Origin of the sequence: Streptomyces sp. SCSIO 30461, from assembly GCF_037023745.1 — a bacterium.
In the GTDB taxonomy this organism is placed as follows: domain Bacteria; phylum Actinomycetota; class Actinomycetes; order Streptomycetales; family Streptomycetaceae; genus Streptomyces.
The window spans coordinates 1,482,324-1,504,712 of the sequence record NZ_CP146101.1; the positions used below are offsets into that span (position 1 = coordinate 1,482,324).

20 protein-coding genes are annotated in these 22,389 nt (G+C 70.3%); 14 read left to right on the plus strand and 6 right to left on the minus strand.

Going from position 1 to position 22,389, the window contains the following annotated elements; all coding sequences use genetic code 11:
- Nucleotides 1-8: 8 nt before the first annotated feature.
- The 7 genes from V1460_RS06815 to V1460_RS06845 all read left to right on the plus strand — a co-directional run bounded on the left by V1460_RS06815 (nucleotide 9) and on the right by V1460_RS06845 (nucleotide 8,125).
- Nucleotides 9-1,067, plus strand: coding sequence for an ABC transporter ATP-binding protein (locus V1460_RS06815; RefSeq protein WP_338672744.1), 1,059 nt, complete (start codon nucleotides 9-11; stop codon nucleotides 1,065-1,067).
- Complete coding sequence (locus V1460_RS06820) at nucleotides 1,060-2,208, plus strand: dipeptide ABC transporter ATP-binding protein (RefSeq protein ID WP_338672745.1); 1,149 nt, start codon at nucleotides 1,060-1,062, stop codon at nucleotides 2,206-2,208. Before V1460_RS06815 ends, V1460_RS06820 begins: the two co-directional genes overlap by 8 nt.
- A gap of 247 nt (nucleotides 2,209-2,455) precedes the next feature.
- Nucleotides 2,456-4,093: an ABC transporter substrate-binding protein gene (locus V1460_RS06825; RefSeq protein ID WP_338672747.1), complete on the plus strand. Its 1,638-nt coding sequence runs from the start codon at nucleotides 2,456-2,458 to the stop codon at nucleotides 4,091-4,093.
- A 65-nt stretch (nucleotides 4,094-4,158) separates the two neighbouring features.
- Nucleotides 4,159-5,082 carry an ABC transporter permease gene (locus tag V1460_RS06830; protein WP_338672749.1) on the plus strand — a complete coding sequence of 308 codons (924 nt, stop codon included), beginning with the start codon at nucleotides 4,159-4,161 and terminating at the stop codon, nucleotides 5,080-5,082.
- On the plus strand, nucleotides 5,075-6,079 hold the full coding sequence (locus V1460_RS06835) for an ABC transporter permease (protein ID WP_338672751.1): 1,005 nt from the start codon (nucleotides 5,075-5,077) through the stop codon (nucleotides 6,077-6,079). Before V1460_RS06830 ends, V1460_RS06835 begins: the two co-directional genes overlap by 8 nt.
- Before the next feature lie 14 nt (nucleotides 6,080-6,093).
- Nucleotides 6,094-7,071, plus strand: coding sequence for an ABC transporter ATP-binding protein (locus V1460_RS06840; RefSeq protein ID WP_338672752.1), 978 nt, complete (start codon nucleotides 6,094-6,096; stop codon nucleotides 7,069-7,071).
- Entirely contained in the window at nucleotides 7,064-8,125 is a 1,062-nt protein-coding gene (locus V1460_RS06845; protein WP_338672753.1) for a dipeptide ABC transporter ATP-binding protein, read from the plus strand. Before V1460_RS06840 ends, V1460_RS06845 begins: the two co-directional genes overlap by 8 nt.
- Here the strand turns inward: V1460_RS06845 and V1460_RS06850 are convergent, their stop codons facing one another.
- Nucleotides 8,126-8,734, minus strand: a complete 609-nt coding sequence (locus V1460_RS06850; protein WP_338672754.1) for a GNAT family N-acetyltransferase — start codon at nucleotides 8,732-8,734, stop codon at nucleotides 8,126-8,128. It lies immediately after the preceding gene.
- 102 nt (nucleotides 8,735-8,836) lie between these two features.
- Complete coding sequence (locus V1460_RS06855) at nucleotides 8,837-10,912, minus strand: penicillin acylase family protein (RefSeq protein ID WP_338672755.1); 2,076 nt, start codon at nucleotides 10,910-10,912, stop codon at nucleotides 8,837-8,839.
- A 62-nt stretch (nucleotides 10,913-10,974) separates the two neighbouring features.
- On the opposite strand from V1460_RS06855, the gene V1460_RS06860 reads away from it, so the two are divergent.
- Nucleotides 10,975-11,703 carry a siderophore-interacting protein gene (locus V1460_RS06860; protein ID WP_338672756.1) on the plus strand — a complete coding sequence of 243 codons (729 nt, stop codon included), beginning with the start codon at nucleotides 10,975-10,977 and terminating at the stop codon, nucleotides 11,701-11,703.
- A 180-nt stretch (nucleotides 11,704-11,883) separates the two neighbouring features.
- Here V1460_RS06860 and V1460_RS06865 read toward each other — a convergent pair whose 3' ends face one another.
- Nucleotides 11,884-14,082 carry an alpha/beta fold hydrolase gene (locus tag V1460_RS06865; protein ID WP_338672757.1) on the minus strand — a complete coding sequence of 733 codons (2,199 nt, stop codon included), beginning with the start codon at nucleotides 14,080-14,082 and terminating at the stop codon, nucleotides 11,884-11,886.
- Between the two features lie 156 nt (nucleotides 14,083-14,238).
- Here V1460_RS06865 and V1460_RS06870 point away from each other — a divergent pair, with 156 nt between their 5' ends.
- From V1460_RS06870 to V1460_RS06885, 4 genes are all read left to right on the plus strand, one after another.
- The gene (locus V1460_RS06870) at nucleotides 14,239-14,433 is read left to right on the plus strand and encodes a hypothetical protein (RefSeq protein ID WP_338672758.1); all 195 of its coding nucleotides are present in this window, start codon (nucleotides 14,239-14,241) and stop codon (nucleotides 14,431-14,433) included.
- A gap of 139 nt (nucleotides 14,434-14,572) precedes the next feature.
- Complete coding sequence (mshB, locus tag V1460_RS06875) at nucleotides 14,573-15,475, plus strand: N-acetyl-1-D-myo-inositol-2-amino-2-deoxy-alpha-D-glucopyranoside deacetylase (protein WP_338672759.1); 903 nt, start codon at nucleotides 14,573-14,575, stop codon at nucleotides 15,473-15,475.
- Nucleotides 15,472-15,966, plus strand: coding sequence for a DUF6113 family protein (locus V1460_RS06880; protein WP_407077413.1), 495 nt, complete (start codon nucleotides 15,472-15,474; stop codon nucleotides 15,964-15,966). Before mshB ends, V1460_RS06880 begins: the two co-directional genes overlap by 4 nt.
- A gap of 186 nt (nucleotides 15,967-16,152) precedes the next feature.
- Nucleotides 16,153-18,363, plus strand: a complete 2,211-nt coding sequence (locus V1460_RS06885; protein ID WP_338672760.1) for a hypothetical protein — start codon at nucleotides 16,153-16,155, stop codon at nucleotides 18,361-18,363.
- Between the two features lie 12 nt (nucleotides 18,364-18,375).
- Here the strand turns inward: V1460_RS06885 and V1460_RS06890 are convergent, their stop codons facing one another.
- Genes V1460_RS06890 through V1460_RS06900 form a run of 3 tightly spaced genes read right to left on the minus strand, consistent with a single transcriptional unit; the run spans nucleotide 18,376 to nucleotide 20,615 of the window.
- Nucleotides 18,376-18,726, minus strand: a complete 351-nt coding sequence (locus tag V1460_RS06890; RefSeq protein WP_338672761.1) for an NTP pyrophosphohydrolase — start codon at nucleotides 18,724-18,726, stop codon at nucleotides 18,376-18,378.
- A 3-nt stretch (nucleotides 18,727-18,729) separates the two neighbouring features.
- Nucleotides 18,730-19,569 (minus strand): transglutaminase-like domain-containing protein, encoded by an 840-nt coding sequence (locus V1460_RS06895; RefSeq protein WP_338672763.1) that lies wholly within the window; start codon nucleotides 19,567-19,569, stop codon nucleotides 18,730-18,732.
- A gap of 26 nt (nucleotides 19,570-19,595) precedes the next feature.
- Nucleotides 19,596-20,615, minus strand: a complete 1,020-nt coding sequence (locus V1460_RS06900; protein WP_338672765.1) for a GNAT family N-acetyltransferase — start codon at nucleotides 20,613-20,615, stop codon at nucleotides 19,596-19,598.
- Between the two features lie 139 nt (nucleotides 20,616-20,754).
- Here V1460_RS06900 and fdxA point away from each other — a divergent pair, with 139 nt between their 5' ends.
- A complete protein-coding gene (fdxA, locus tag V1460_RS06905) occupies nucleotides 20,755-21,075 on the plus strand; it encodes a ferredoxin (protein ID WP_010474859.1) in 321 nt (106 codons plus the stop codon).
- Between the two features lie 97 nt (nucleotides 21,076-21,172).
- Nucleotides 21,173-22,267 (plus strand): succinyldiaminopimelate transaminase, encoded by a 1,095-nt coding sequence (dapC, locus tag V1460_RS06910; RefSeq protein WP_338672767.1) that lies wholly within the window; start codon nucleotides 21,173-21,175, stop codon nucleotides 22,265-22,267.
- Nucleotides 22,268-22,389: the final 122 nt, after the last annotated feature.

Sequence of the window (22,389 nt, forward strand, 5' to 3'; positions counted from 1 at the left end):
GGGCGTACGTGACCACCATCGACAAGAACGCGCCCGTCCCCGCCCAGCGGGGCGGCGAGGACCATGAAGACGCTCTGCTCGAAGTCCGTGACCTGCACGTGGAGTTCCATACCCGGGACGGTGTGGCCAAGGCAGTCAACGGCGTCAACTACTCGGTGAAGGCCGGGGAGACGCTCGCCGTGCTGGGTGAGTCCGGCTCAGGCAAGTCCGTCACCGCGCAGGCCGTCATGGGCATCCTCGACATGCCCCCCGGGAAGATCCCGCAGGGCGAGATCCTCTTCCGCGGCCAGGACATGCTCAAGATGTCCTTCGAGGAGCGCCGGCAGATTCGTGGCCAGAAGATCGCCATGATCTTCCAGGACGCGCTGTCATCGCTCAACCCCGTGCTGACCGTCGGCTACCAGCTCGGCGAGATGTTCCGGGTGCACCAGGGCCTCTCCAAGAAGGAGGCCAAGGCCAAGGCCGTCGAGCTGATGGACAAGGTCAAGATCCCGGCAGCCGCCGCGCGTGTCGGCGACTACCCGCACCAGTTCTCGGGCGGTATGCGTCAGCGGATCATGATCGCCATGGCGCTGGCGCTCGAGCCGGACCTGATCATCGCGGACGAGCCGACCACCGCGCTCGACGTGACCGTGCAGGCCCAGGTGATGGACCTGCTCGCGGAGCTCCAGCGCGAGTACAACATGGGTCTGATCCTGATCACCCACGACCTCGGTGTCGTCGCCGATGTCGCGGACAAGATCGCGGTGATGTACGCGGGCCGGATCGTGGAGACCGCGCCCGTGCACGAGCTCTACAAGGCGCCCGCCCACCCGTACACCCGTGGCCTCCTCGACTCCATCCCGCGCCTGGACCAGAAGGGCCGGGAGCTGTACGCGATCAAGGGTCTGCCACCCAACCTGCTCCGCGTCCCGACCGGCTGCGCCTTCAACCCGCGCTGCCCGAAGGCCGAGGACATCTGCCGCACGGAGATTCCCGCTCTGCACCCGGTGAGCGAGCAGGACGGAACCGAGCTGCTCGGCCGCGGAAGCGCGTGCCACTTCTGGAAGGAGACGATCCATGGCTGAGACCAGCAAGAAGGATGAGGCCGTGGACGCGACCCCGAACGTCGCCGAGGCCGAGAAGGTCGGCACGGGCAGCGAGGCCGAGGCCGTGGCAGCCATCGAGGCCCCGGCCGGCCGGGGTGAGCCGATCCTCCAGGTGCGCAACCTGGTCAAGCACTTCCCGCTGACCCAGGGCATCCTCTTCAAGAAGCAGATCGGCGCGGTCAAGGCCGTGGACGGGGTCTCCTTCGACCTCTACCAGGGCGAGACCCTCGGCATCGTGGGCGAGTCCGGCTGCGGCAAGTCCACGGTCGCCAAGCTGCTGATGTCTCTGGAGAGGGCGACGGCCGGCGAGGTCTTCTACAAGGGCCAGGACATCACCCGGCTGTCGGGCCGTGCGCTGAAGGCGGTCCGCCGGAACATCCAGATGGTGTTCCAGGACCCGTACACCTCGCTCAACCCGCGTATGACGGTCGGCGACATCATCGGCGAGCCCTTCGACATCCACCCCGAGGTGGCCCCGAGGGGCGACCGGCGCCGCAAGGTGCAGGAGCTGCTCGACGTCGTCGGTCTGAACCCGGAGTACATCAACCGGTACCCGCACCAGTTCTCGGGCGGTCAGCGCCAGCGCATCGGCATCGCCCGCGGCCTGGCGCTCAACCCCGAGATCATCATCTGCGACGAGCCCGTCTCGGCGCTCGATGTCTCGGTGCAGGCGCAGGTCATCAACCTGATGGAGAAGCTCCAGGACGAGTTCAACCTGTCCTACGTCTTCATCGCGCACGACCTGTCGATCGTCCGGCACATCTCCGACCGGGTCGGCGTGATGTACCTGGGCAAGATGGCCGAGATCGGCACCGACGTGCAGATCTACGACCACCCGACGCACCCCTACACCCAGGCGCTGCTGTCCGCCGTCCCGGTGCCCGACCCTCAGGCCCGCGAGGGACGCGAGCGCATCATCCTCGCCGGGGACGTCCCGTCCCCGGCGAACCCGCCGTCCGGCTGCCGCTTCCGCACCCGCTGCTGGAAGGCGCAGGACAAGTGCGCCACCGACGTGCCGCTGCTGGCGATCCCCGAGCGCTTCCAAGGCTCGGACTCGCACGCCGCGCACGAGTCGGCGTGCCACTTCGCCGAGGAGAAGGACGTGGTGCACGCCTCCTGACGGTTGGTCGTGATACCTGAGGGCGCCCTGGCCGCAACGGCCGGGGCGCCCTTTTTCCTTCGCCGCCCCTCTTCCTTCGCCTTCCACTTCACCGGTCCGATGCGCGTTCCGGCGGAGTCACCGGACGGCACCGGAAGAAGCTGTCCCGGCGGCCGTACCGCTGTCCGACACCACCGATGTGTGTAATGTCAGGTTTTGAGGTGATATTGGGGTCTACTTGTCTTCCTGGACCCCGAGGAGGCATCCCATGCGCCCAGTCGTGCAGGCCACATCCGCCACGCGGGCCGCTGTCGCGCTCGCCCTCGCGCTCGCCGCGGTGGGCTGCGGCGGTGGGGGTGGCAGCGGCGGCGGCGCCGACGGGATCGTGAGTTCGTCGTGGGGTGATCCGCAGAATCCGCTGGAGCCGGCGAACACCAACGAGGTCCAGGGCGGCAAGGTCCTGGACCTGATCTTCCGAGGCCTCAAGCGCTACGACCCGAAGACCGGCGAGGCACAGGACATGCTCGCCGAGAAGATCGCCACCACGGACTCCACCACCTTCGCCATCACCGTCAAGGACGGCTGGACCTTCTCCAACGGAGAGCCCGTCACCGCGGAGTCCTTCGTGGACGCCTGGAACTATGGTGCCCATCTGCGGAACAACCAGCGCAACGCCTATTTCTTCGGCTACATCCAGGGGTACGACCAGGTCCACCCCGAATCCGGTGAACCCACCGCCCGGACCCTTTCGGGGCTCAAGGTCACCGGCCCGCGGACCTTCACCGTGACGCTCAGCCAGAAGTTCTCCACCTGGCCCGAGACCCTCGGCTACGCCGCCTTCGCGCCGCTGCCGAAGAGCTTCTTCACCGACCATGACGCCTGGCTCGCCAAGCCCGTCGGAAACGGTCCGTACGCCGTCGACTCCTACGCCAAGGGCTCGCGCATGTCCCTGCGCCGCTGGGACGCCTATCCCGGCGACGACAAGGCCATGAACGGCGGTGTCGACCTCGTGGTCTACACCGACAGCAACACCGCCTACACCGACCTGACGGCCGGGAACCTCGACCTCGCCGACGACATCCCCGCCTCCCAGCTCAAGCATGTGCAGTCCGACCTCAGCGACCGCTACATCAACACCCCCGCGGGCATCATCCAGACCCTGGCCTTCCCCTACTACGACCCGGCCTGGAACAAGCCCGGCCAGGAGAAGGTGCGCCAGGGCCTTTCCATGGCGATCAACCGCCGGCAGATCACCGACAAGATCTTCATGAAGACCCGCACCCCCGCCAGGGACTGGACCTCCCCCGTGCTCGGGCCCGACGGGGGCTATGACGACGCGCTCTGCGGCACGTACTGCACCTACGACCCGAGGCGGGCGAAGCAGCTGATCGCCGAGGGCGGCGGTATTCCGGGCGGCCGGCTGACGATCACGTACAACGCGGACAGCGGCTCGCACAAGGAGTGGGTCGACGCAGTCTGCCACTCCATCAACAACGCTCTCGACAACCACCGGGCCTGCACCAGCAGCCCGGTCGGCACCTTCGCCGACTACCGCAACCAGATCAGCCAGGCCAAGCTGGTCGGCCCCTTCCGGGCAGGCTGGCAGATGGACTACCCGCTCATCCAGAACTTCCTCCAGCCGCTCTACTACACCAACGCCTCGTCCAACGACGGCAAGTGGACGAACGAGGAGTTCGACCGGCTGGTCGACCAGGCCAACGCCGAGACCGACCCCGCCAAGGCCATCGACACCTTCAAGCGGGCCGAGACCGTCGTACGCGACCAGATGGCATCGATTCCGCTCTGGTACCAGAACGGCAGCGCCGGCTACTCGGACCGGATCAGCAATGTCCAGCTGAACCAGTTCAGCGTCCCCGTCTACAACGAGATCAAGGTGTCCGGCTGACGCCCGAGCACTGAGGTGCGGCCACGCGGCCCCGCCCCGACCCGCACCACCCCAGGGAGCCCGTGATGGGACGCTACGTGATCCGCCGCCTGCTCCAGATGATCCCCGTCTTCTTCGGCGCCACGCTGCTGATCTTCCTGATGGTGAACGTGATGGGCGACCCCATCGCCGGACTGTGCGGAGAGCGGCAGTGCGACCCGGCGACCGCCGCCCAGCTGCGCAAGGAATTCGGCCTCGACCAGCCTCTATGGCAGCAGTACGCGACCTACATGGGCAACGTCTTCACCGGTGACTTCGGCACCGCCTTCAACGGACAGCCCGTCACCGAGCTGATGGGCACCGCCTTCCCGGTCACCATCAGGCTCACCCTCGTCGCGATCTTCTTCGAGATCGTCATCGGCGTCGGTCTGGGCGTGCTCACCGGACTGCGGCGCGGACGGCCCGTCGACACCTCCGTACTGCTGCTGACCCTGGTGGTCATCTCCGTCCCCACCTTCGTGACCGGCCTGCTGCTGCAACTGCTGCTCGGAGTCGAGTGGGGCTGGATCAAGCCCTCGGTCTCCTCCGATGCCCTGCTCGGCGAGCTGATCGTCCCCGGCCTGGTGCTCGCATCCGTCTCCCTCGCGTATGTCACCCGGCTCACCCGTACCTCCATCGCCGAGAACCGGCGCGCCGACTACGTCCGCACCGCCATCGCCAAGGGCCTCCCGCGCCGTAGGGTGATCGGCCGTCATCTGCTGCGCAACTCGCTGATCCCGGTCGTCACCTTCATCGGCGCGGACATCGGGGCCCTGATGGGCGGGGCCATCGTCACCGAGCGCATCTTCAACATCCACGGCGTCGGCTACCAGCTCTACCAGGGCATCCTGCGCCAGAACATCCAGACCGTCGTCGGCTTCGTCACGGTGCTGGTGCTGGTGTTCCTGCTGGTGAACCTGCTGGTCGACCTGCTCTATGCCGTACTCGACCCGAGGATCCGCTATGCCTGAGTCCCAGCCGTACGACAACGGAGGAGCCATCGCCCCCACCGGCGCCAGCGGTGCCATGGACCTCGCCACAAGCGAGGGCGTGACCCTGGAGGCACGCCCCCGGGGTGGCCCGCAGGGCGGACCGGACGCGCCACTCGGCGGGCACATCGGCCGTCCCCGGAGCCTGCGGTCCGACGCCTGGAGCGATCTCCGCCGCAATCCCGTCTTCGTCAGCTCCGCCCTGGTCATCCTGTTCCTGGTGGTCATCTCCCTCTGGCCCTCGCTGATCGCCTCCGGAAACCCACTGGACTGCGACCTCGCCAAGGCCCAGCAGGGCTCCCAGCCGGGGCACCCCTTCGGCTTCGACGGCCAAGGCTGCGATGTCTACACCCGGGTCGTCTACGGTGCCCGCACATCGGTGGCCGTCGGCGTCTGTGCCACGCTGGGCGTCGCCCTGCTGGGGTCCGTACTCGGCGGGCTCGCCGGATACTTCGGCGGTCTCGCCGACTCCCTGCTCTCCCGGCTCACCGACGTCTTCTTCGCCATCCCCGTCGTCCTGGGCGGACTGGTGCTGCTCTCAGTCGTCACCAGTAACACCATCTGGCCGGTGATCGGCTTCATGGTGCTGCTCGGCTGGCCGCAGATCACCAGGATCGCCCGCGGCTCGGTGATCAGCGTCAGGCAGAACGACTACGTCCAGGCCGCCCGCGCGCTCGGCGCGTCCCCCAGGCGGCTGCTGGTCCGCCATATCGCGCCCAACGCGGTGGCCCCGGTCATCGTCGTGGCCACCATCGCCCTCGGAACGTATGTCGCGCTGGAGGCGACGCTCTCCTACCTCGGCGTCGGCTTGCGCCCGCCCACCGTTTCCTGGGGCATCGAGATCTCCGCCGCGTCCCCGTACATCCGCAACGCCCCGCACATGCTGCTATGGCCGGCCGGAGCGCTCGCGATCACCGTGCTGGCGTTCATCATGCTCGGCGACGCGGTACGGGACGCGCTCGACCCCCGACTGCGCTGAGGAGCTCCGCCGACATGCTGCTCGAAGTACGCGACCTGCACGTGGAGTTCCGTACCAGGGACGGAGTCGCCAAGGCCGTCGACGGCGTCAGCTACGCCGTCGACGCGGGCGAGACCCTGGCCGTGCTGGGTGAGTCCGGCTCAGGGAAGTCCGTCACGGCCCAGGCCGTCATGGGCATCCTCGACGGCCCGCCGGGCCGGATCACCGCCGGTGAGGTGCTGTTCCAGGGCCGGGACCTGCTGAAGCTCCGTGAGGACGAGCGGCGCGCCGTCCGGGGTGCCCGGATGGCGATGATCTTCCAGGACGCGCTCTCCGCCCTCAACCCCGTGCTGACCGTCGGTGAACAACTGGGGGAGATGTTCACCGTGCACCGAGGCATGTCCAGGAAAGCGGCCAAGGCCAAGGCCGTCGAGCTGATGGACAAGGTCAGGATCCCGGCAGCCGCCGCGCGTGTCGGCGACTACCCGCACCAGTTCTCGGGCGGTATGCGTCAGCGGATCATGATCGCCATGGCGCTGGCGCTCGAGCCGGACCTGATCATCGCGGACGAGCCGACCACCGCGCTCGACGTGACCGTGCAGGCCCAGGTGATGGACCTGCTCGCGGAGCTCCAGCGCGAGTACAACATGGGTCTGATCCTGATCACCCACGACCTCGGTGTCGTCGCCGATGTCGCGGACAAGATCGCGGTGATGTACGCGGGCCGGATCGTGGAGACCGCGCCCGTGCACGAGCTCTACAAGGCGCCCGCCCACCCGTACACCCGTGGCCTCCTCGACTCCATCCCGCGCCTGGACCAGAAGGGCCGGGAGCTGTACGCGATCAAGGGTCTGCCACCCAACCTGCTCCGCGTCCCGACCGGCTGCGCCTTCAACCCGCGCTGCCCGAAGGCCAGGGACGTGTGCCTGACGGACGAGCCGGAGCTGTTCGCCGTGGACCGGCCGGGCAGGTCGAGTGCCTGCTTCTTCTGGAGGGAGTGCCTCCATGGCTGAGCCGATCATCGAGGTGCGCGGTCTGTACAAGCACTATCCGCTCACCCGGGGCGCGCTCTTTCGCAAGCACGTGGGCGAGGTGAAGGCCGTCGACGGGGTCGACGCCGACCTGTTCCCGGGCGAGACCCTCGGAATCGTCGGTGAGTCGGGCTGCGGCAAGTCCACCCTCGCCCGACTGCTGGTCCATCTGGAGCGGCCGACCAGCGGGCAGATCCGCTACAAGGGCGAGGACATCACCAGGTTGTCGGGACGGGCGCTCAAGGCCGTGCGCCGCCAGATCCAGATGGTGTTCCAGGACCCGTACAGCTCGCTCAACCCCCGGATGACGGTCGGCGACATCATCGGCGAGCCGTACGAGATCCACCCGGAGGCAGCGCCCAAGGGCGACCGGCGCCGCCGGGTCCAGGAGCTGCTGGACGTCGTGGGGCTCAACCCGGAGTACCTGAACCGCTATCCGCACCAGTTCTCGGGCGGTCAGCGCCAGCGCATCGGCATCGCCCGCGGGCTTGCGCTGCGGCCCGAGGTCATCGTGGCGGACGAACCCGTGTCGGCGCTCGACGTGTCCGTGCAGGCCCAGATCGTCAATCTGCTGGAGAAACTTCAGGACGAGTTCGACCTGTCCTATGTCTTCATCGCCCACGACCTGTCGATCGTGCGGCACATCTCGGACCGGGTGGGCGTGATGTACCTGGGGCGGATCGTGGAACTCGGCCGCGACGAGGAGATCTACGAGCACCCGACGCACCCCTACACCCAGGCGCTGCTGTCCGCCGTCCCGGTACCGGACCCCGAGGCGCGTGAGCGGCGCGGGCGGATCATCCTTTCAGGTGATGTTCCCTCCCCGGCGAACGTCCCCTCCGGCTGCCGATTCCGCACCCGCTGCTGGAAGGCACGCGAGCGGTGCGCCCTGGAGGTGCCCGAGTTGGCGGTGCCCGAGGAGTTCCGGCGCGCCGAAGGGCCCGCGAGTCATGAATCGGCCTGCCACTTCGCTGCCGAACCGCAACCGGTGGCGGGGCCGGGCGAGCCCGGCACCGCTCGGCCTGAAACCGGCTAGCTAGATGAAGGCTTCGAGGGCGGCCCGGTCGAGGAAGGCCAGCCGGGCTGCCTTCTGCGGGATGAACACCTCAGGGAGGTCCACCTCGGGCAGGAGTATCTCGGGGCCCAGCGTGAAGCCGACGCGCTCCAGCCGCTTGACGGCCTTGGCGTTGCGCAGATCAGGCTCGGCCACGACCCGCTGGTTGCGCGGCTCCCGCAGGAGGTAGCCGGTGACGACGGACAGCAGAGCGTTGGTGTATCCGGGACGCGGAGAGCCATGGGTCGGGCCGACCAGGATGTGCAGGCCGATGTCACCGGGCCGGACGTCGTAGCACTCGCTGACCCGGTCGGCTTCGGGGTCGTAGCTCTGGAACAGCATCAGGGGTGTGCCGTCGCTCTCCACCAGCCAGGCGTGATGGGTGGTGAGCGTGTCCATGTGCCGGTAGATGTCCCGGACCTCGTCGCGGGTCCGTTCGGTCATGCCCCAGAAGCGGGCCCGTTCCTCGGTGACCCAGGAGTGGATGAGATCGGCGTCGTGTTCCGGGTCCAGGGGGCGGATGCTCAGTGTCCCAAAGCCGTCTACGGCCTGCTCGTGGACGCTGGTGCGGTCGGCCGGCTCGGTGGTCATGCCTCTCCTCGGTGCGGTGCTGCCGGTTGGTGCGTGGTGCGTGGTGCTTGGTGCTTGACTGCGGCCCCGGGGCTGCCGGGAGCGCAGGTACGCGGGTGGTGCTCAGACGGCGGTCCCGTCGGCCGAATCGGGACTGAGCTGTGCGAAGTCGGTGACGACGGGAACGAGTTCGCCGCGCAGCCACAGCGGCAGCTGGTCGCGGTGGTGGGGATCGCCCGGGACGCCCCGGGCGCCCAGCGGGACGACCCAGCGGCTGTCCTCACGGCGCCGCAGGTCCCAGACGTAGCGTGCGGCCGGACCGCGTGCGGCGCGATCCGTGAGTCCGGGGACGCTGGAGGTGGCCAGGACGCAGTCGTGGTCACCGGCCGTCCCCGGCCACTGCTCGTCGCTCAGCGGGAGTGCCTGCCAGGGCGCGATCTGGTGCCGCTCGCCCCAGGTGGCCTGGGTGCGTGTCGGGTCCGCGGCCACCTCCTCGAGGGCCGCGCGGACCAGCTCCGCCCGGTCGATGCCGGGCAGCAACTCGGTGGTGAGCAGCACTTCGAGCGCATAGCCGACCTTGACCAGGAGGTTGAGCCAGGGCTGGAAGACCGCCGGGTACGGCAGGGGTTCGCTGAGGGAGGCCAGCGCCGGGTGCCCGGCGAACCTACGGACGACCGCGTGCCGCACCTCGGCGTACGCCGCGGCGTCCGTGCTCTCGGCGTCCATGCGCAGGTCCCAGGCCCGCAGCCGCTCGCGCAGTACGCCCGCCGCCGGACCGAGCCCGTCGAGCCCGTCGATCAGGTCCAGCAGCGGGCGGGCGGACGCGAGACGGGTGTCCATGTGCACCGACGCCATCTCCGCGGCGCTCCACCGGTCCGATGCGCGCAGCAGTTCGGTGATCCGGTCCGCGCGGTGCCGGGGAGCGAACTCCACTCCGAGCGGCCCGGCCAGCGCACGTTCGTTGGCCATCACCGCGAAGTCGGCCACATCGGCGCGCGGCATCGGGTCGTGCATGCCCTGCCATTCGTGCCCGTGCTCCCACGCCGGTACCACCCGCAGCCGGTTGTCCTTGTGCCGCAGCGGCACCCGGCCCGCGGTGCGGTGCAGCAGCCCGCCCGAGGTGTCGGCGGCGAGAACCACGTTCACCGGTTCGACCCAGCGCTCGAACGCCCGGTCGACATCGGCGACCGTACGTGCCTTCAGCAGCTCGGCGATCGCTGTGAAGCCCAGCTCCCCGGTGACCCGGGGGACGTACCGCAGGCTGATCGCCTCCACGGTCTCGTCGCCCTGCGGGCCCGCACCGATGATCACCGGGCCTCGGGCCGTCTCGATCACCTCGACCCGCACCGGATCCCCTCCGGCGACCTCTATCGTCTCGGTGTGCCGCGAGGCCGGGTGCCAGCCGTCCGGACCGAGCGCCTCGACGCCGTCGGCGGTGCGTCGCAGCCGCTCCCGGTACAGGTCCTGGTAGTCGGCCATGGCATTGGTGATCGCCCAGGCGACGCCGCCGGTGTGGGCGAAGTGGGCGACGCCAGGGACGCCGGGGAAGGCGAGCCCGGTCACGTCGTAATCGGGGCAGACCAGATGCACCTGCTGGTAGATGCCGGGGTCCTCGATGAAGCGGTGCGGGTCGCCCGCGATCAGAGGGGCGCCGGTGCCGGTGCGTCCGGCCGAGACGAGCCAGCCGTTCGATCCGGCTGTGCCCGGACCGTCTACGGCGAACAGCTCGGTCGCCTCGTCCCCGAGTCGTCGTGCGACCTCGTCGCGCCACAGCTTGGTCGGGAATCCTGCGAAGAGGACATGGGTGGAAAGCCAGAGCGACAGCGGGGTCCACGCCTCCCACGTCCCGGGCGTGATGCCGGCTTCGGCGAACTCGGGCGCGGCCGCCGCGCCCTGCCGGAGCCCCGCGTTCACCCCGTCCACGTATGCCGCCACCCAGGCGCGGGGCTCCCCGCCCAGTGCCTCGTAGCAGCGCCGCGCGGTGTCCGCGAGCCGTGCCTGCCGGGCGAAGGTGTCCCAGGCGAGGGCATCGCTGCCCAGGATGGCGGCTGATGTGCCCTGGGCACGGTGCCGCTCGATCTCCAACTGCCAGGCGCGGTCGACGGCGGCGTTGTGCCCCTGGGCGTACGCGAGTTCGTTCACGCTGCCGGCGCGCAGATGCGGGATGCCCCACGCGTCACGGAAGACCTCGGTCCTCACACCGACACTCCTTTAGGTTAGGCTCTCCTAACCTTAACTGTTCGTCCGGGGAGGAGAGCACGGTGGGGCATGGCTGGGAGGGCGTCGTCCTCAAACTGATGCGGGGCAAGGACTTCACGTTCACGGTGACCGGTGCCGAGCAGGTCACCGAGCGGTACCGCAGGGTGCATCTGAGCGACGGCGGCATGCTGCGGGCGACCGGGGTGCACCCCACGATGTGGGTGCGGCTCTGGTTCGAGAACGAGGGCAAGCCGCACCAGCGCGCCTACACGCTTGTCGACCCGGCCCCGGACGCGGGCACGTTCAGTCTGGAGTTCGCCCTGCACGACGGCCGGGCGAGCGACTGGGCCCGCGAGGCGCAGCCCGGCGACACCATCGACGCGACCGTCCAGGGCACCGGTTTCACCGCCCCCGACCCGCTGCCGCCACGGATGTTCGTGATCGGCGACCCCGCCTCGCTTCCGGCGGTCAACTCGCTCCTCGACGCAATGCCGGACACCCCCGCCACCATCTGGTTCGAGACCCCGCACCCGTCCGACGCCGACCTGCCGATACGGATCGACGCGGCGCGGCACGATCTGCGTACGGTGCCGCGCCGGGACGCCGGGGCGCACCTGGTGGACGAGGTGCGGGCCGCGCTGCCCGGGCTGCTCGGCGACGACCCGGCCAAGGCCTTCGTCTGGGTCGCCTGCGACGCCGCGACGACCCGGGGGCTCGCCTCGTACCTGCGCAGGGAGCTCGGTGTCCCCAAGGACCGGGTGAACGCGCTCGGCTACTGGCGCACCGTCTGATCCGCTGCGCACCAGCCCACTTGGCGGTCGGCGCGTTTACACCCGGGCAATGCCGCCGAAGCGCATCCGATATACGGACGCGGCACTCTGAACCCCGTACGGCCGTGCGGGTGCCGTTGACCGGTCGGGGGACGCGAGTCCACCGGCCGGTCCCCTTCCCGCTGAAGCTCCTGTAGATCGTCAGACCCGCATCCCCAGGGACCTCTTCAGGAAGTCGACCTGAAGCAGCAGCAAGTTCTCCGCGACCTCTTCCTGCGGCGTCATATGGGTGACCCCGCTCAGCGGCAGCACCTCGTGCGGACGGCCGGCCGCCAGCAGCGCCGACGAGAGGCGCAGGGTGTGCGCCGCCACCACGTTGTCGTCCGCCAGGCCGTGGATCACCATCAGCGGCCGTGCCGGGTCCGCAGCACCGCTCAAACCCCCTTCCGTGACCAGGGAGTTCCGGGCATACACCGAGGGCTGCTCGGCGGGAAGGCCCAGATGCCGCTCGGTGTAGTGGGTGTCATAGAGCCTCCAGTCGGTCACCGGGGCGCCCGCCACACCCGCGTGGAACACATCCGGTCGGCGCAGCACGGCAAGCGCCGCCAGATAGCCGCCGTACGACCAGCCGCGGATCGCGACCCGACCCAGATCGAGCGGGTAACGCTCGGCGAGCGCGCGCAGCGCCTCGACCTGGTCGTCCAGCGTGATGGTGAAGTCGCCCTTGACGGCCTTCTCCCAGTCGGGTGAGCGGCCAGGGGTGCCCCGGCCGTCCGCGACGATCACCGCGAAGCCCTGATCGGCGAACCACTGCGAGGTGAGGTGCGCGTTGTGCGCGGCAACCACGCGCTGTCCATGGGGTCCCCCGTACGGGTCCATCAGAACCGGGAGCGGACCGTCCGATTCCCGCCAGCCCGACGGGAGCAGGACGGCGCACGGGATGCGCCGCGTGCCCCCTTCCGTGAACTCCATGCGCGGGGACAGCACCGGCCGCTGGGCATACGAGGCGATCACGGCGAGCTGAATGCCGTCTCTCACCACGCGTACCGTCGCGCCGCTCGATTCGGGCCGGGCGGACGCGAGCACGGTCACCCCGCAGGAACGCACCGCCGTATGCACCCCGGCGCCCTCCGAGACCCGCTTCGCGCCGCTCTCGCCGACCCGGTACACATGGATCTCGCCGATCTCGGGCTCGGCCGCCCGCGCGCCGGCGGAGGCCGACACAAGGATGTCCTGCTCGCCGACGTCCAACACCGCCCGCACATGCAGACGGGGTCCGGTCAGCGGCCGGTCGCCCACCGCGAGCACCCGGGTGCCGTCCTGGTCGGTGATCCGCACCAGCCGCCCGTCCGGAGACCAGGCGGGCACCCCGCCGCACAGTTCGAGCCACACAGGGTCCACGTCCACCTGGACCGTGCGGGTCGCGCCGGTGGCGGTGTCCACGGTGAGAAACGCGGCGGCGCCCTGCCTGCGCTCCTGCACCAGCAGCAGCGGAGCGCCGCTCGCCGACCAGTGCACCCGGGCCAGATACGGGTACCGCGCCCGGTCCCATTCCACCTCGGTGCGCGTCCCGTCGAGACCGATCAGGAGCAGCCGTACATCCGCGTTGGGTGTCCCGGCCGCCGGGTAGGCGACCCGGGCCGGCTCCCGCTCCGGCCGTGCCGGATCGGCGATCCACCAGCGTTGTACGGGGGATTCGTCGACCCGCGCCACCAGCAGCCGGTCGCTTTCGGGCGACCACCAGAACCCGCGAGAACGCCCCATCTCCTCGGCCGCGATGAACTCCGCGACGCCGTAGGAGACCTGGTCGTCCTCCGGCTCGGCCAGCGCGCGATCCCCGTCGCCCTCCGCGCCGATCACCCGGAGCGCGCCCCGCGCCGCGTAGGCGACCAGCCGCCCGTCCGGGGACGGCCGGGGATCGAGCACCGGCCCGGTCGCGGGCAGTTCGCGGGCCGTGCCGGCGCGCAGCTCCGCCGTGAACAGCCGTCCGGACAGCGCGAACGCCGCCAACTCCACCGCATGGTCGACGGCATACGAGACGATCCCTCCGGAACCCTCACGACTGCGCTCCCGCCGTGCCCGTTCCTCGGCCGACAGCTCCTCGGTGGCTCCCTCCAGCAGCACATCGGGGTCCGCCGCCAGCCGCTCGGCGCCGACAGCGCCCTCCTGGGCGCCGCCGCCCGTTCCGTCGATGCCTTCAAGGTCCAGCACCCACAACCGGTTGGCCGTTTCCGTCCCCGAGGGGGAGCGCAGGAAGACCACCCGCGAGCCGTCCGGCGCCACCGTGAACGACCGGGGTGCGCCGAGCCCGAAGCGCTGGGTCCTGGCGTACTGGCGAGGGAAGCTGAGCGGAGCCGAAGGGGCTGTGGGGACAGGGGAGTGCAGCGGCCTCGAGGTCATATGGCCGAATCTAGTGCTGTGCGCCCCCACGTGCTGCCGTGCACCGATCGATGCGTGCCTATGGATAGTTATGATCCCTAGCGCGAGGTGGGTATGACTCCTCCGGCACATGCGCTCTGCCCCTTACCGGCTGAATATCTGTGGAGGTGAACCGCCGTGGCACTCTCGATTTCGGCGGTGGTGCTGCTGGCGATCATCGTCTTCCTGCTGGTCAGGAAATCCGGCCTGAAGGCGGGACACGCGGCGGTCTGCATGCTGCTCGGGTTCTATCTCGCGAGCTCGTCCATCGCGCCCACGATCAGCCAGCTGACCACGAACGTCGCGGGGATGATCGGGGGCCTCAAGTTCTAGCTTCGCCTCGCGGCCCGAGACGATCGCCCGGACGGGACCTGCGTGCCTTTCGTCTGGACCAGCCCGGCAGGATCCACACGCAAGGCTCCAGGGCCGGACAGGACCCAGCTCCTGTCCGGGGGCCTCGTAGGCTGGGGGCATGACGGAGCTCCCAGCCCGTCGTCTGCTGCTGGTGCACGCGCACCCGGACGACGAGTCGATCAACAACGGTGCCACGATGGCGCGGTATGCCGCCGAGGGTGCCCTGGTCACCCTGGTGACCTGCACTCTCGGTGAGGAGGGCGAGGTCATCCCGCCCGCCCTCGCCCGGCTCACCGCCGACCGGGACGACGCGCTCGGCGCGCACCGGATCGGGGAACTGGCCGCAGCCATGGCCGAGCTGGGTGTCACCGACCACCGCTTCCTCGGAGGCCCTGGGCGTTTCCGTGACTCCGGGATGATGGGACTGCCGCAGAACCGGCGTGGCGGCGCCTTCTGGAGCGCGGACGTGGACGAGGCCGCGCACCTTCTCGTCGAGGTGGTCCGTTCGGTACGGCCGCAGGTCCTCATCACCTACGACCCGGACGGCGGCTACGGCCACCCCGACCACATCCAGGCGCACCGGGTCGCGATGCGGGCTGCCGAACTCGCCGCAGATCCGGCCGTCCGGCCGGACCTCGGCGAGCCGCACTCCATCGCCAAGATCTACTGGAACCGTGTGCCGAAGTCCGTCGCCGAAGACGGCTTCGCCGCGCTGCGTGCCGCCGGGATCTCCGGTGCGGTTCCCGGGATTTCCGGCATCGCGGGCATGGCGGATATTCCCGGTGTCGTGGATGACGCGTGCGTCACCGCCGTGATCGACGGCGGCGCCTACGCCGACCGCAAGGCCGCCGCGATGCGCGCGCATACAACCCAGATCGTGGTGGACGGTCCGTTTTTCGCGCTTTCGAATGGTCTTGGTCAGCCGCTGTTCACCACCGAGTGCTACGAGTTGGCGCGAGGCACGTCAGGCGCCCGCGCGGGCGAGTGCGAGTACGACCTGTTCGAGGGAGTGGGCCTGTGAAGGAGCCGAAGGGGTCCAAGGGGCCGAGTGGGGCGCGGGGGCCGGGTGAGCGGCAGCGTCAGCAGAGCCGGGCGGCTCAGCCGAATGAGCTACCCCAGCCCGGAGCAGGGCTGGTCCGGTCGCTGAAACCCGCGCGGATCGCGGGCTATTTCGCGTTGCTGGTCCTCGGCTTCGTGGTGGGGGCGGCCGGTTCTCTGGTTCAGGCGGCCTGGTTCCCGGCCGGGTTGCTGCTCGCGCTCTTCGGCTGCGCGGGACTGTTCTGGGGAGGTATGCGCGCCGCCGGGACTCAGTTCGGGGCGTTGGTGCCGGCTGCCGGCTGGATGGTGGCGGTGCTGCTGCTGAGTGCCGGCCGTCCGGAAGGCGACGGCCTCTTCGTCGGCGGGCTCGGCGAGGTCCTGTTCCTGCTGGGAGGGGTGGCACTGGCTGTGATCTGTGCCACCATGACGCGGTCGTGGTCATCGGGCGGACGAACCGGCTCACTTGGCACGTGAGGTGTCCTTCTCGGGCCGAAATGGCCGCTGTGGGTGTGTGGTGGCCGGCAGTGCGCGCACCGCTTCGTGTCCCCTGCCCACAGGTACCTGTCGACGGCGGCCAGTATGGTGGTGCGCGCTGCCGAGTCGCCCGAAGCAGTGGTACCAGTAGGAAGCGGGCGGCGGAGCCGATCGGGAGAACCTGCTTTGAGTCGTGAAACTGACAGTTCGTCCTCCGGCCCCCAGGGGGGCGGCGGAACCGCGTACCCCTCCGGTACACCGCCGTACGGATCGCGCCAGTATCCGTCGCTGCACCCCGCGCAGGACGCCCAGGATGAGAGCGCCGAAGCCGCTGCGAAGCCGGATGAGCCCAGGACAGAGACCACGCTGACCACGCGTATCCGGATCAATATCCCGGGCTCGCGGCCGATCCCGCCGGTCGTCATGCGTACGCCGATGAGCGATCTGGACGCCCGCCGTATGGCGGACGGGGCGAGAAGTACCGAGGGTGCGAAGAGTGCGAGCGGAGCGAAGAGCACGTCGGCTCCGATGAGTGCGCTCGGTCCGCTCGATACCCCGGGAACCCGGGGAGGCGCGGGAGAGCGGCCGGCCGAACGCACCGGCAGCACCGCCCGGCCCGTGGCGGTCGGCGAGACGCCGGACGCGTCCGCGCCCCTCCGGCCGCGCGACGCGGCTCCCGTCGAGGGAGAGGGCCCGGCCCAGGGGCCGGTGGACAAGCCGGCCGAGCAGAAGACGAGCGACTGGTTCGCGCCGCGCAAGTCGCCCACCCAGGCCTCCGTACCCGCGCAGGCCGCACCAGCCGCCCCTGCTGCCCCGGCGGCACGCACCGCGCCTCAGTCCGGCCCGCGTCCGCAGGGTGCGCTGGGAGCCGCCGGTCCCGCCGGTCCCACCCGGACCGGCGGTCCCGCGGGACCCACCACCGGGCCGGTCACCGGAACCTCGCCCTTCGCCAAGGGGGACGCAAGCCCCGCAGGGGTGTCAGGAGCACCTGCGGCGCCGGGAGTTCCGGGTGCGACGGGGGGTGGTGCAGGTCGCGCCCCGAGGATGGGCGACGACACGGCCGTACTGACTCCGCAGTCACCGTCCGACACAGGCCCCACCGCCATGCCCGGACCGTCGACCCCCGCGGGCAATGTCTCCGGTGACACGCTGACCAGCGGTATCCCCGTGGTCCCGTCCCAGCAGCGCTCTCCGTTCGCGCCGCCGGACCCTATGGCCCCCATGGCGCCCACGGCCCCCTCCACTCCCGTGAGCGGTCCGGAGGTGAGCCCGTGGCCTTCGTCCGGCCCTGGGCCCGTTCGCGGCTCGGGCCCCGGGAGGGACTTCGACGCACGGGACCACGCCGCGCGGAACTTCCCCGGCCCGTCAGGACCGCCGTCACCGTTCGCGCAGGGTGCCCCGGCGCCCACTGGCGCGCAGGCTCAGGCCGAGGCCCCGCGCCCCGCGAAGCCGGCGAAGAAGGGGCGGTCCAAGGCCGTACTCGCGGGTGCCGGCGTGTTCGGTGTGCTGGTCGTCGCCTACGGCGCCGGACTGCTCCTCAACCACTCCGACGTCCCCAAGGGCACCACGGTTCTGGGCGTCGACATCGGTGGCGGCACCAAGGAGGAGGCGGTCTCCAAGCTGGACGCCGCCCTCGGTGACCGGGCCGCCGCCCCGCTGGAGCTCGCGGTGGGCGGCAAGAGGGAGAAGCTCGCTCCGGGCAATGCGGGACTCGCCCTCGACAGCCAGGCGACCGTGCGGGCCGCAGCGGGCACCGACTACAACCCGGTCTCCGTCATCGGCTCCCTCTTCGGCGCCGAGCTGGTCGCCCAGCCGGTCTTCCCGGTGGACGAGGAGAAGCTCCAGGTCGCGCTCTCCGACCTGGCGATCGCCTCCGGCTCCGCCACCGAAGGGACGATCAGGTTCGAGCCCAACAAGGCCGTCGCCGTACCCGGCAAGGCGGGCGCGTCACTGGACGTCGGCAAGTCGGTGATCTCGGTGAAGGACGCCTATCGGGCCCAGGTCGGGACGGGCCGGCCGAATCTGGTCGAACTGCCCGTCGGTACCAGCGAGCCCACCGTCGACCAGGCCGAACTGGACCGGGCGATGAAGGAGTTCGCCGAGCCCGCCATGTCCGGACTCGTCACGATCCAGGCGGGTGGCAAGCAGATTCAGTTCGGCCCCGCCCGTTCCCTGCCGAAGATCCTCTCGATGAAGGCCGTCAACGGTCGTCTGGTCGAGGTCTACGACAAGAAGGCGATCACGGAGCTGCTGGACGGCGTCTTCGACGGCATCACCATCACCAAGCGCGACGGCAAGGAGCGCCCGGTGTCAGCCGATGACGTCGCCTACGCGATGCAGAAGGCGCTGTTGGGCAAGACGCCAGAGGAGCGCACCCAGGAGATCGCGCTGAAGTGAGCACCCCTGGTCTCAGCGTTCCGCCGGGCGCACCGTCCGCGGACCCGCGCACCGGGCTCCGACGGCCCGTACCCGGTCGCGCAGCTCGCGATCGGCCGTGACCACCACGCAGCCTTCTCCGGCGTACCGGGCGGCCAGTCGCACGATCAGATCGTCCCCGCTGCCGTGGGCGGACTCCACCCGCACACCGGGTACGGACTCGACGCCCCGGGCAGCGCCCTCGACGACCAGGATGATCTCTTCGTCACCGGCCCTCGACGCCAATCGGTCTCGCAGCCGCTCGGCGGCACCACGGCGGTCCTTCCACCAACCGTCGGGCACCGAGCCCACCACGTTCGCCCCGTCCACGATCAACACGGCCACACCTCAGTTCAGCATCGACCGGGCCGCGTTCGCGCGCTGCCTGATCATCGCCGCCGCAGTGGGTTCCATCGCCGAGACGATGTCCGCGTACGCGTCCATCTCCGCCGCGCCTGTGAGGAAGTCTCCGCGCTGGACCAGGAGTTGGGCGCGCTCGAAGCGCAGGCGGGCCGGGTGCGAGGGGAGCAGCAGGGAGAGCTCGACGGCCCACAGGCCCACGTCCGAGCGCTCCGGGCGGGCGGCCGACCAGGCGCGGATGTTGTTGAGGACACGCAGCACGATCTCCAGCGGCCCGGCCGGGGCCAGCATCGATGAGTCGAGCGGTTCGCCGGTCGCACCGGCGACCAGCAGTTCCGCGTCCGCGCCGGTGAGCAGTCCGCCGCCGGTGAACGGGTCGGCGAGCACCGGCTCGGACGGATCGCCGAAACCGACCACGAAGTGGCCCGGTAGGGCCACCCCGTAGGCCGGTGCGCCCGCTCGGCGGGCGACTTCCAGCCAGACCACGGAGAGCAGGATTGGCAGCCCCCGGCGGCGGCGCAGGACCTCGGGCAGCAGCGATGACTCCAGGCGCTGGTAGCAGCCGGGAGTGCCGTGGAAGCCGCAGCGCTCGCCCAGTAGCGAGGCGAGTGCCGCCACCCATGCCTCCGGGCCCCTGATGCCGTACGGCAGCAGTCCCGCGAGCCGGTCGAGCTCGATCTGCGCCGCGTCCAGAGCGGTCTCGTCCAGAGCCGGGTCCGCCTCGGCCCCGACGAGCAGGCACAGCGTCGCGAGATCCGGCCGCTCGGATCGTGCCTCGTCGGCGAACCGGCTGCGCCACGGACGGGCCTCGGGTGGTGGAGGGTGCATATGCGTCTCGTACCCGTTCAGGAAGATCAGAAGTGCTCGGAGGACCCGGTGGTGTGCCGGAAGTGGTGGTAGAGGTGATGGGTCGCGAAGCCCAGCCCCTCGTACATCGCGCGGGCGTGGTCGTTGTCCGACTCGACCTGGAGCCAGGCGGCCGAAGCGCCCTCTTCCAGCGCCCGGCGCGCCAGTGCCGCCATCACGGCCTTGGCCAGCCCCTGCCTGCGGCGGGCCGGGTCGACCTCCACCGCCATGAAGCCCGCCCAGCGTCCGTCGACGACACAGCGGCCGATGGCCGCAGGCACCCCGGGCTCGCCGGGCACGGTGGCGAACCACACCGAAGGCCCGCTGGAGAGCACCGCGCGCACATGGGGCCCGGGGGCGTCGAACCGCTGGTACCGGCGCAGCCAGTCCTCGTCGAAGGAACGGTCGATCCGCACCAGGGAGACGTCGGTGTCCAGGTCGCCGACCGGCGCGAGACCGCCCACCCGCAACTCCGTCGTGACCTCGCGCACCCAGCCGCGTCGCTCCAGCTCCGCGCAGAGCGCCTCCTGGGTGCCCTCCGCGCCCGTCGCCGCCTGTATGCAGGCGGGCAAGCCCCGTGTCCGGTACCAGGCCCCCACCCGCTCCAGCGCCTCATCCAGAGGCAGGCCCGGATCACCGAGGGGCAGCACCGAGTTCGCCCGCCGGGTGAACCCCGAGGCCGCCCGCAGCAGCCACTCGCCGAGCGGCTCGCTCTCGACCGGCTGCCAAGCCCGCGCCGAGATCCGCGCAAGCTCCTCGAACGACGCTGCCGGAAGTCCTCGCCGACGCGCCGGAGCCGTGGGGACGACCTTGCCCGCGACCAGCGAAGTTTCCGGGATTCGGACGATCTCCCCGGTCCTTCGTGTGATCACCAGCACACCCTCGTCCCAGGATGTGAGAACTCCGACCGCGTCGGTGAACGTCCCGCCGATGCCGCCGGCCTCGGCGAGCCTTCGTACACTTACTCGTTTTCCCACGTCAAGAGGGGTGATACGGACCTCCCACTGTCCGCTCGCAGTGAATTCCACAGCTCGGTCCGCCCCTCCTGTTCGGATCATCCCCAGGAACGGAGATACTAGGTGCGGGCATCGACGACGCCGCGCTCCCGCGCAGCCCCGCGGCGAGCCGCAGACCGGACGCCGCGCCCTACCGAGGAGGAACGACAGCGTGACCTACGTCATTGCGCAGCCTTGTGTCGACGTCAAGGACAAGGCGTGCATCGAGGAGTGCCCCGTCGACTGCATCTACGAGGGCCAGCGGTCCTTGTACATCCACCCGGACGAATGCGTCGACTGCGGTGCCTGCGAGCCGGTGTGCCCGGTCGAGGCGATCTTCTACGAGGACGACACTCCGGAGGAGTGGAAGGACTACTACAAGGCGAACGTCGAGTTCTTCGACGAGCTCGGCTCGCCCGGTGGCGCCTCCAAGCTCGGCCTGATCGAGCGCGACCACCCCTTCATCGCCGCCCTGCCGCCGCAGAACGGCTGATCCTGCGATCCCGGTCCCGTACGGTGCGTCCGCCGTACGGGACCGCGGCGTTTGTGTCGCACCTCGGTGCGACTACGAGATCGAGAAAGTGAGCACCGTGTCCGCAGTCTCCTCACGTCTCCCCGTCTTCCCCTGGGACAAGCTGGAGCCGTACAAGGCGACCGCCGCCGCCCACCCCGACGGCATCGTCGACCTCTCCGTCGGCACGCCTGTCGATCCGGTTCCGGCCGTCGTCCAGCAGGCCCTGATCGCCGCCGCGGACTCGCCCGGCTATCCGACGGTGTGGGGCACGACCGCGCTGCGCGACGCCCTGGTGGCTTGGTGCGAACGGCGGCTCGGCGCGGTCTCGTTCGCCCACTCGAACGTGCTGCCGGTGATGGGGTCCAAGGAGCTGGTCGCCTGGCTGCCGACGCAGCTCGGTCTGGGCGCCGGTGACACGGTCGCGTACCCCCGGCTGGCCTACCCGACGTACGAGGTCGGGGCCAGGCTGTGCGGGGCGGCGCCCGTGGTCTACGACGATCCCACCGAGCTGGACCCGGCCGGGCTGAAGCTGCTGTGGCTGAACTCGCCGTCGAACCCCACCGGCCGGGTGCTGCCCAAGGACGAGCTGACCCGGATCGTGGCCTGGGCGCGCGAGCACGGGGTGCTGGTGTTCAGTGACGAGTGCTACCTGGAGCTGGGTTGGGAGACCGAGCCGGTGTCCGTGCTGCATCCGGACGTCTGCGGGGGTACGTACGAGGGCATCGTGTCCGTCCACTCGCTGTCCAAGCGTTCGAACCTGGCCGGCTACCGCGCCGCGTTCATCGCCGGTGACGCGGCGGTGCTCGGCGAGCTGCTGGGGATCCGCAAGCACGGCGGAATGATGACGCCCGCGCCGGTACAGGCGGCGACCGTGGCGGCCCTCGGCGACGACACCCATGTCGCCGAGCAGCGGGCGCGGTACGCAGCCAGGCGCTCGGCGCTGCGTGAGGCGCTGCGGGGGCACGGCTTCCGGATCGAGCACAGCGAGGCCAGCCTCTATCTGTGGGCGACCCGCGACGAAACCTGCTGGGACACCGTCGCCCATCTGGCCGAGCTGGGCATCCTGGTGGCTCCAGGGGACTTCTACGGGCCCGCCGGCGAGCGTTTCGTACGGGTCGCCTTCACGGCGACGGACGAGCGCGTCGAGACGGCGGTCAAGCGGCTGGGCTGAGGCTGCGAGAGCCGCGGCACGGCGATGCCGTGAACCGGCGAGTTCCGGCGAGTTCCGGCGAGGCGCGCGGCAGACGGAAGGGGCCCCGGGGGGCACATATGACGCTGTGCTCCCGAGGCCCC

Excerpts from the sequence above, each read along its gene's own strand:
- V1460_RS06830 (WP_338672749.1), top strand. The coding sequence starts at position 4,159 with ATGGGACGCTACGTGATCCGCCGCCTGCTCCAGATGATCCCCGTCTTC.
- V1460_RS06820 (WP_338672745.1), top strand. The coding sequence starts at position 1,060 with ATGGCTGAGACCAGCAAGAAGGATGAGGCCGTGGACGCGACCCCGAAC.
- V1460_RS06825 (WP_338672747.1), top strand. The coding sequence starts at position 2,456 with ATGCGCCCAGTCGTGCAGGCCACATCCGCCACGCGGGCCGCTGTCGCG.
- mshB (WP_338672759.1), top strand. The coding sequence starts at position 14,573 with ATGACGGAGCTCCCAGCCCGTCGTCTGCTGCTGGTGCACGCGCACCCG.
- V1460_RS06895 (WP_338672763.1), bottom strand. The coding sequence starts at position 19,569 with ATGCACCCTCCACCACCCGAGGCCCGTCCGTGGCGCAGCCGGTTCGCC.
- V1460_RS06835 (WP_338672751.1), top strand. The coding sequence starts at position 5,075 with ATGCCTGAGTCCCAGCCGTACGACAACGGAGGAGCCATCGCCCCCACC.
- V1460_RS06840 (WP_338672752.1), top strand. The coding sequence starts at position 6,094 with ATGCTGCTCGAAGTACGCGACCTGCACGTGGAGTTCCGTACCAGGGAC.
- V1460_RS06865 (WP_338672757.1), bottom strand. The coding sequence starts at position 14,082 with ATGACCTCGAGGCCGCTGCACTCCCCTGTCCCCACAGCCCCTTCGGCT.
- V1460_RS06845 (WP_338672753.1), top strand. The coding sequence starts at position 7,064 with ATGGCTGAGCCGATCATCGAGGTGCGCGGTCTGTACAAGCACTATCCG.
- V1460_RS06850 (WP_338672754.1), bottom strand. The coding sequence starts at position 8,734 with ATGACCACCGAGCCGGCCGACCGCACCAGCGTCCACGAGCAGGCCGTA.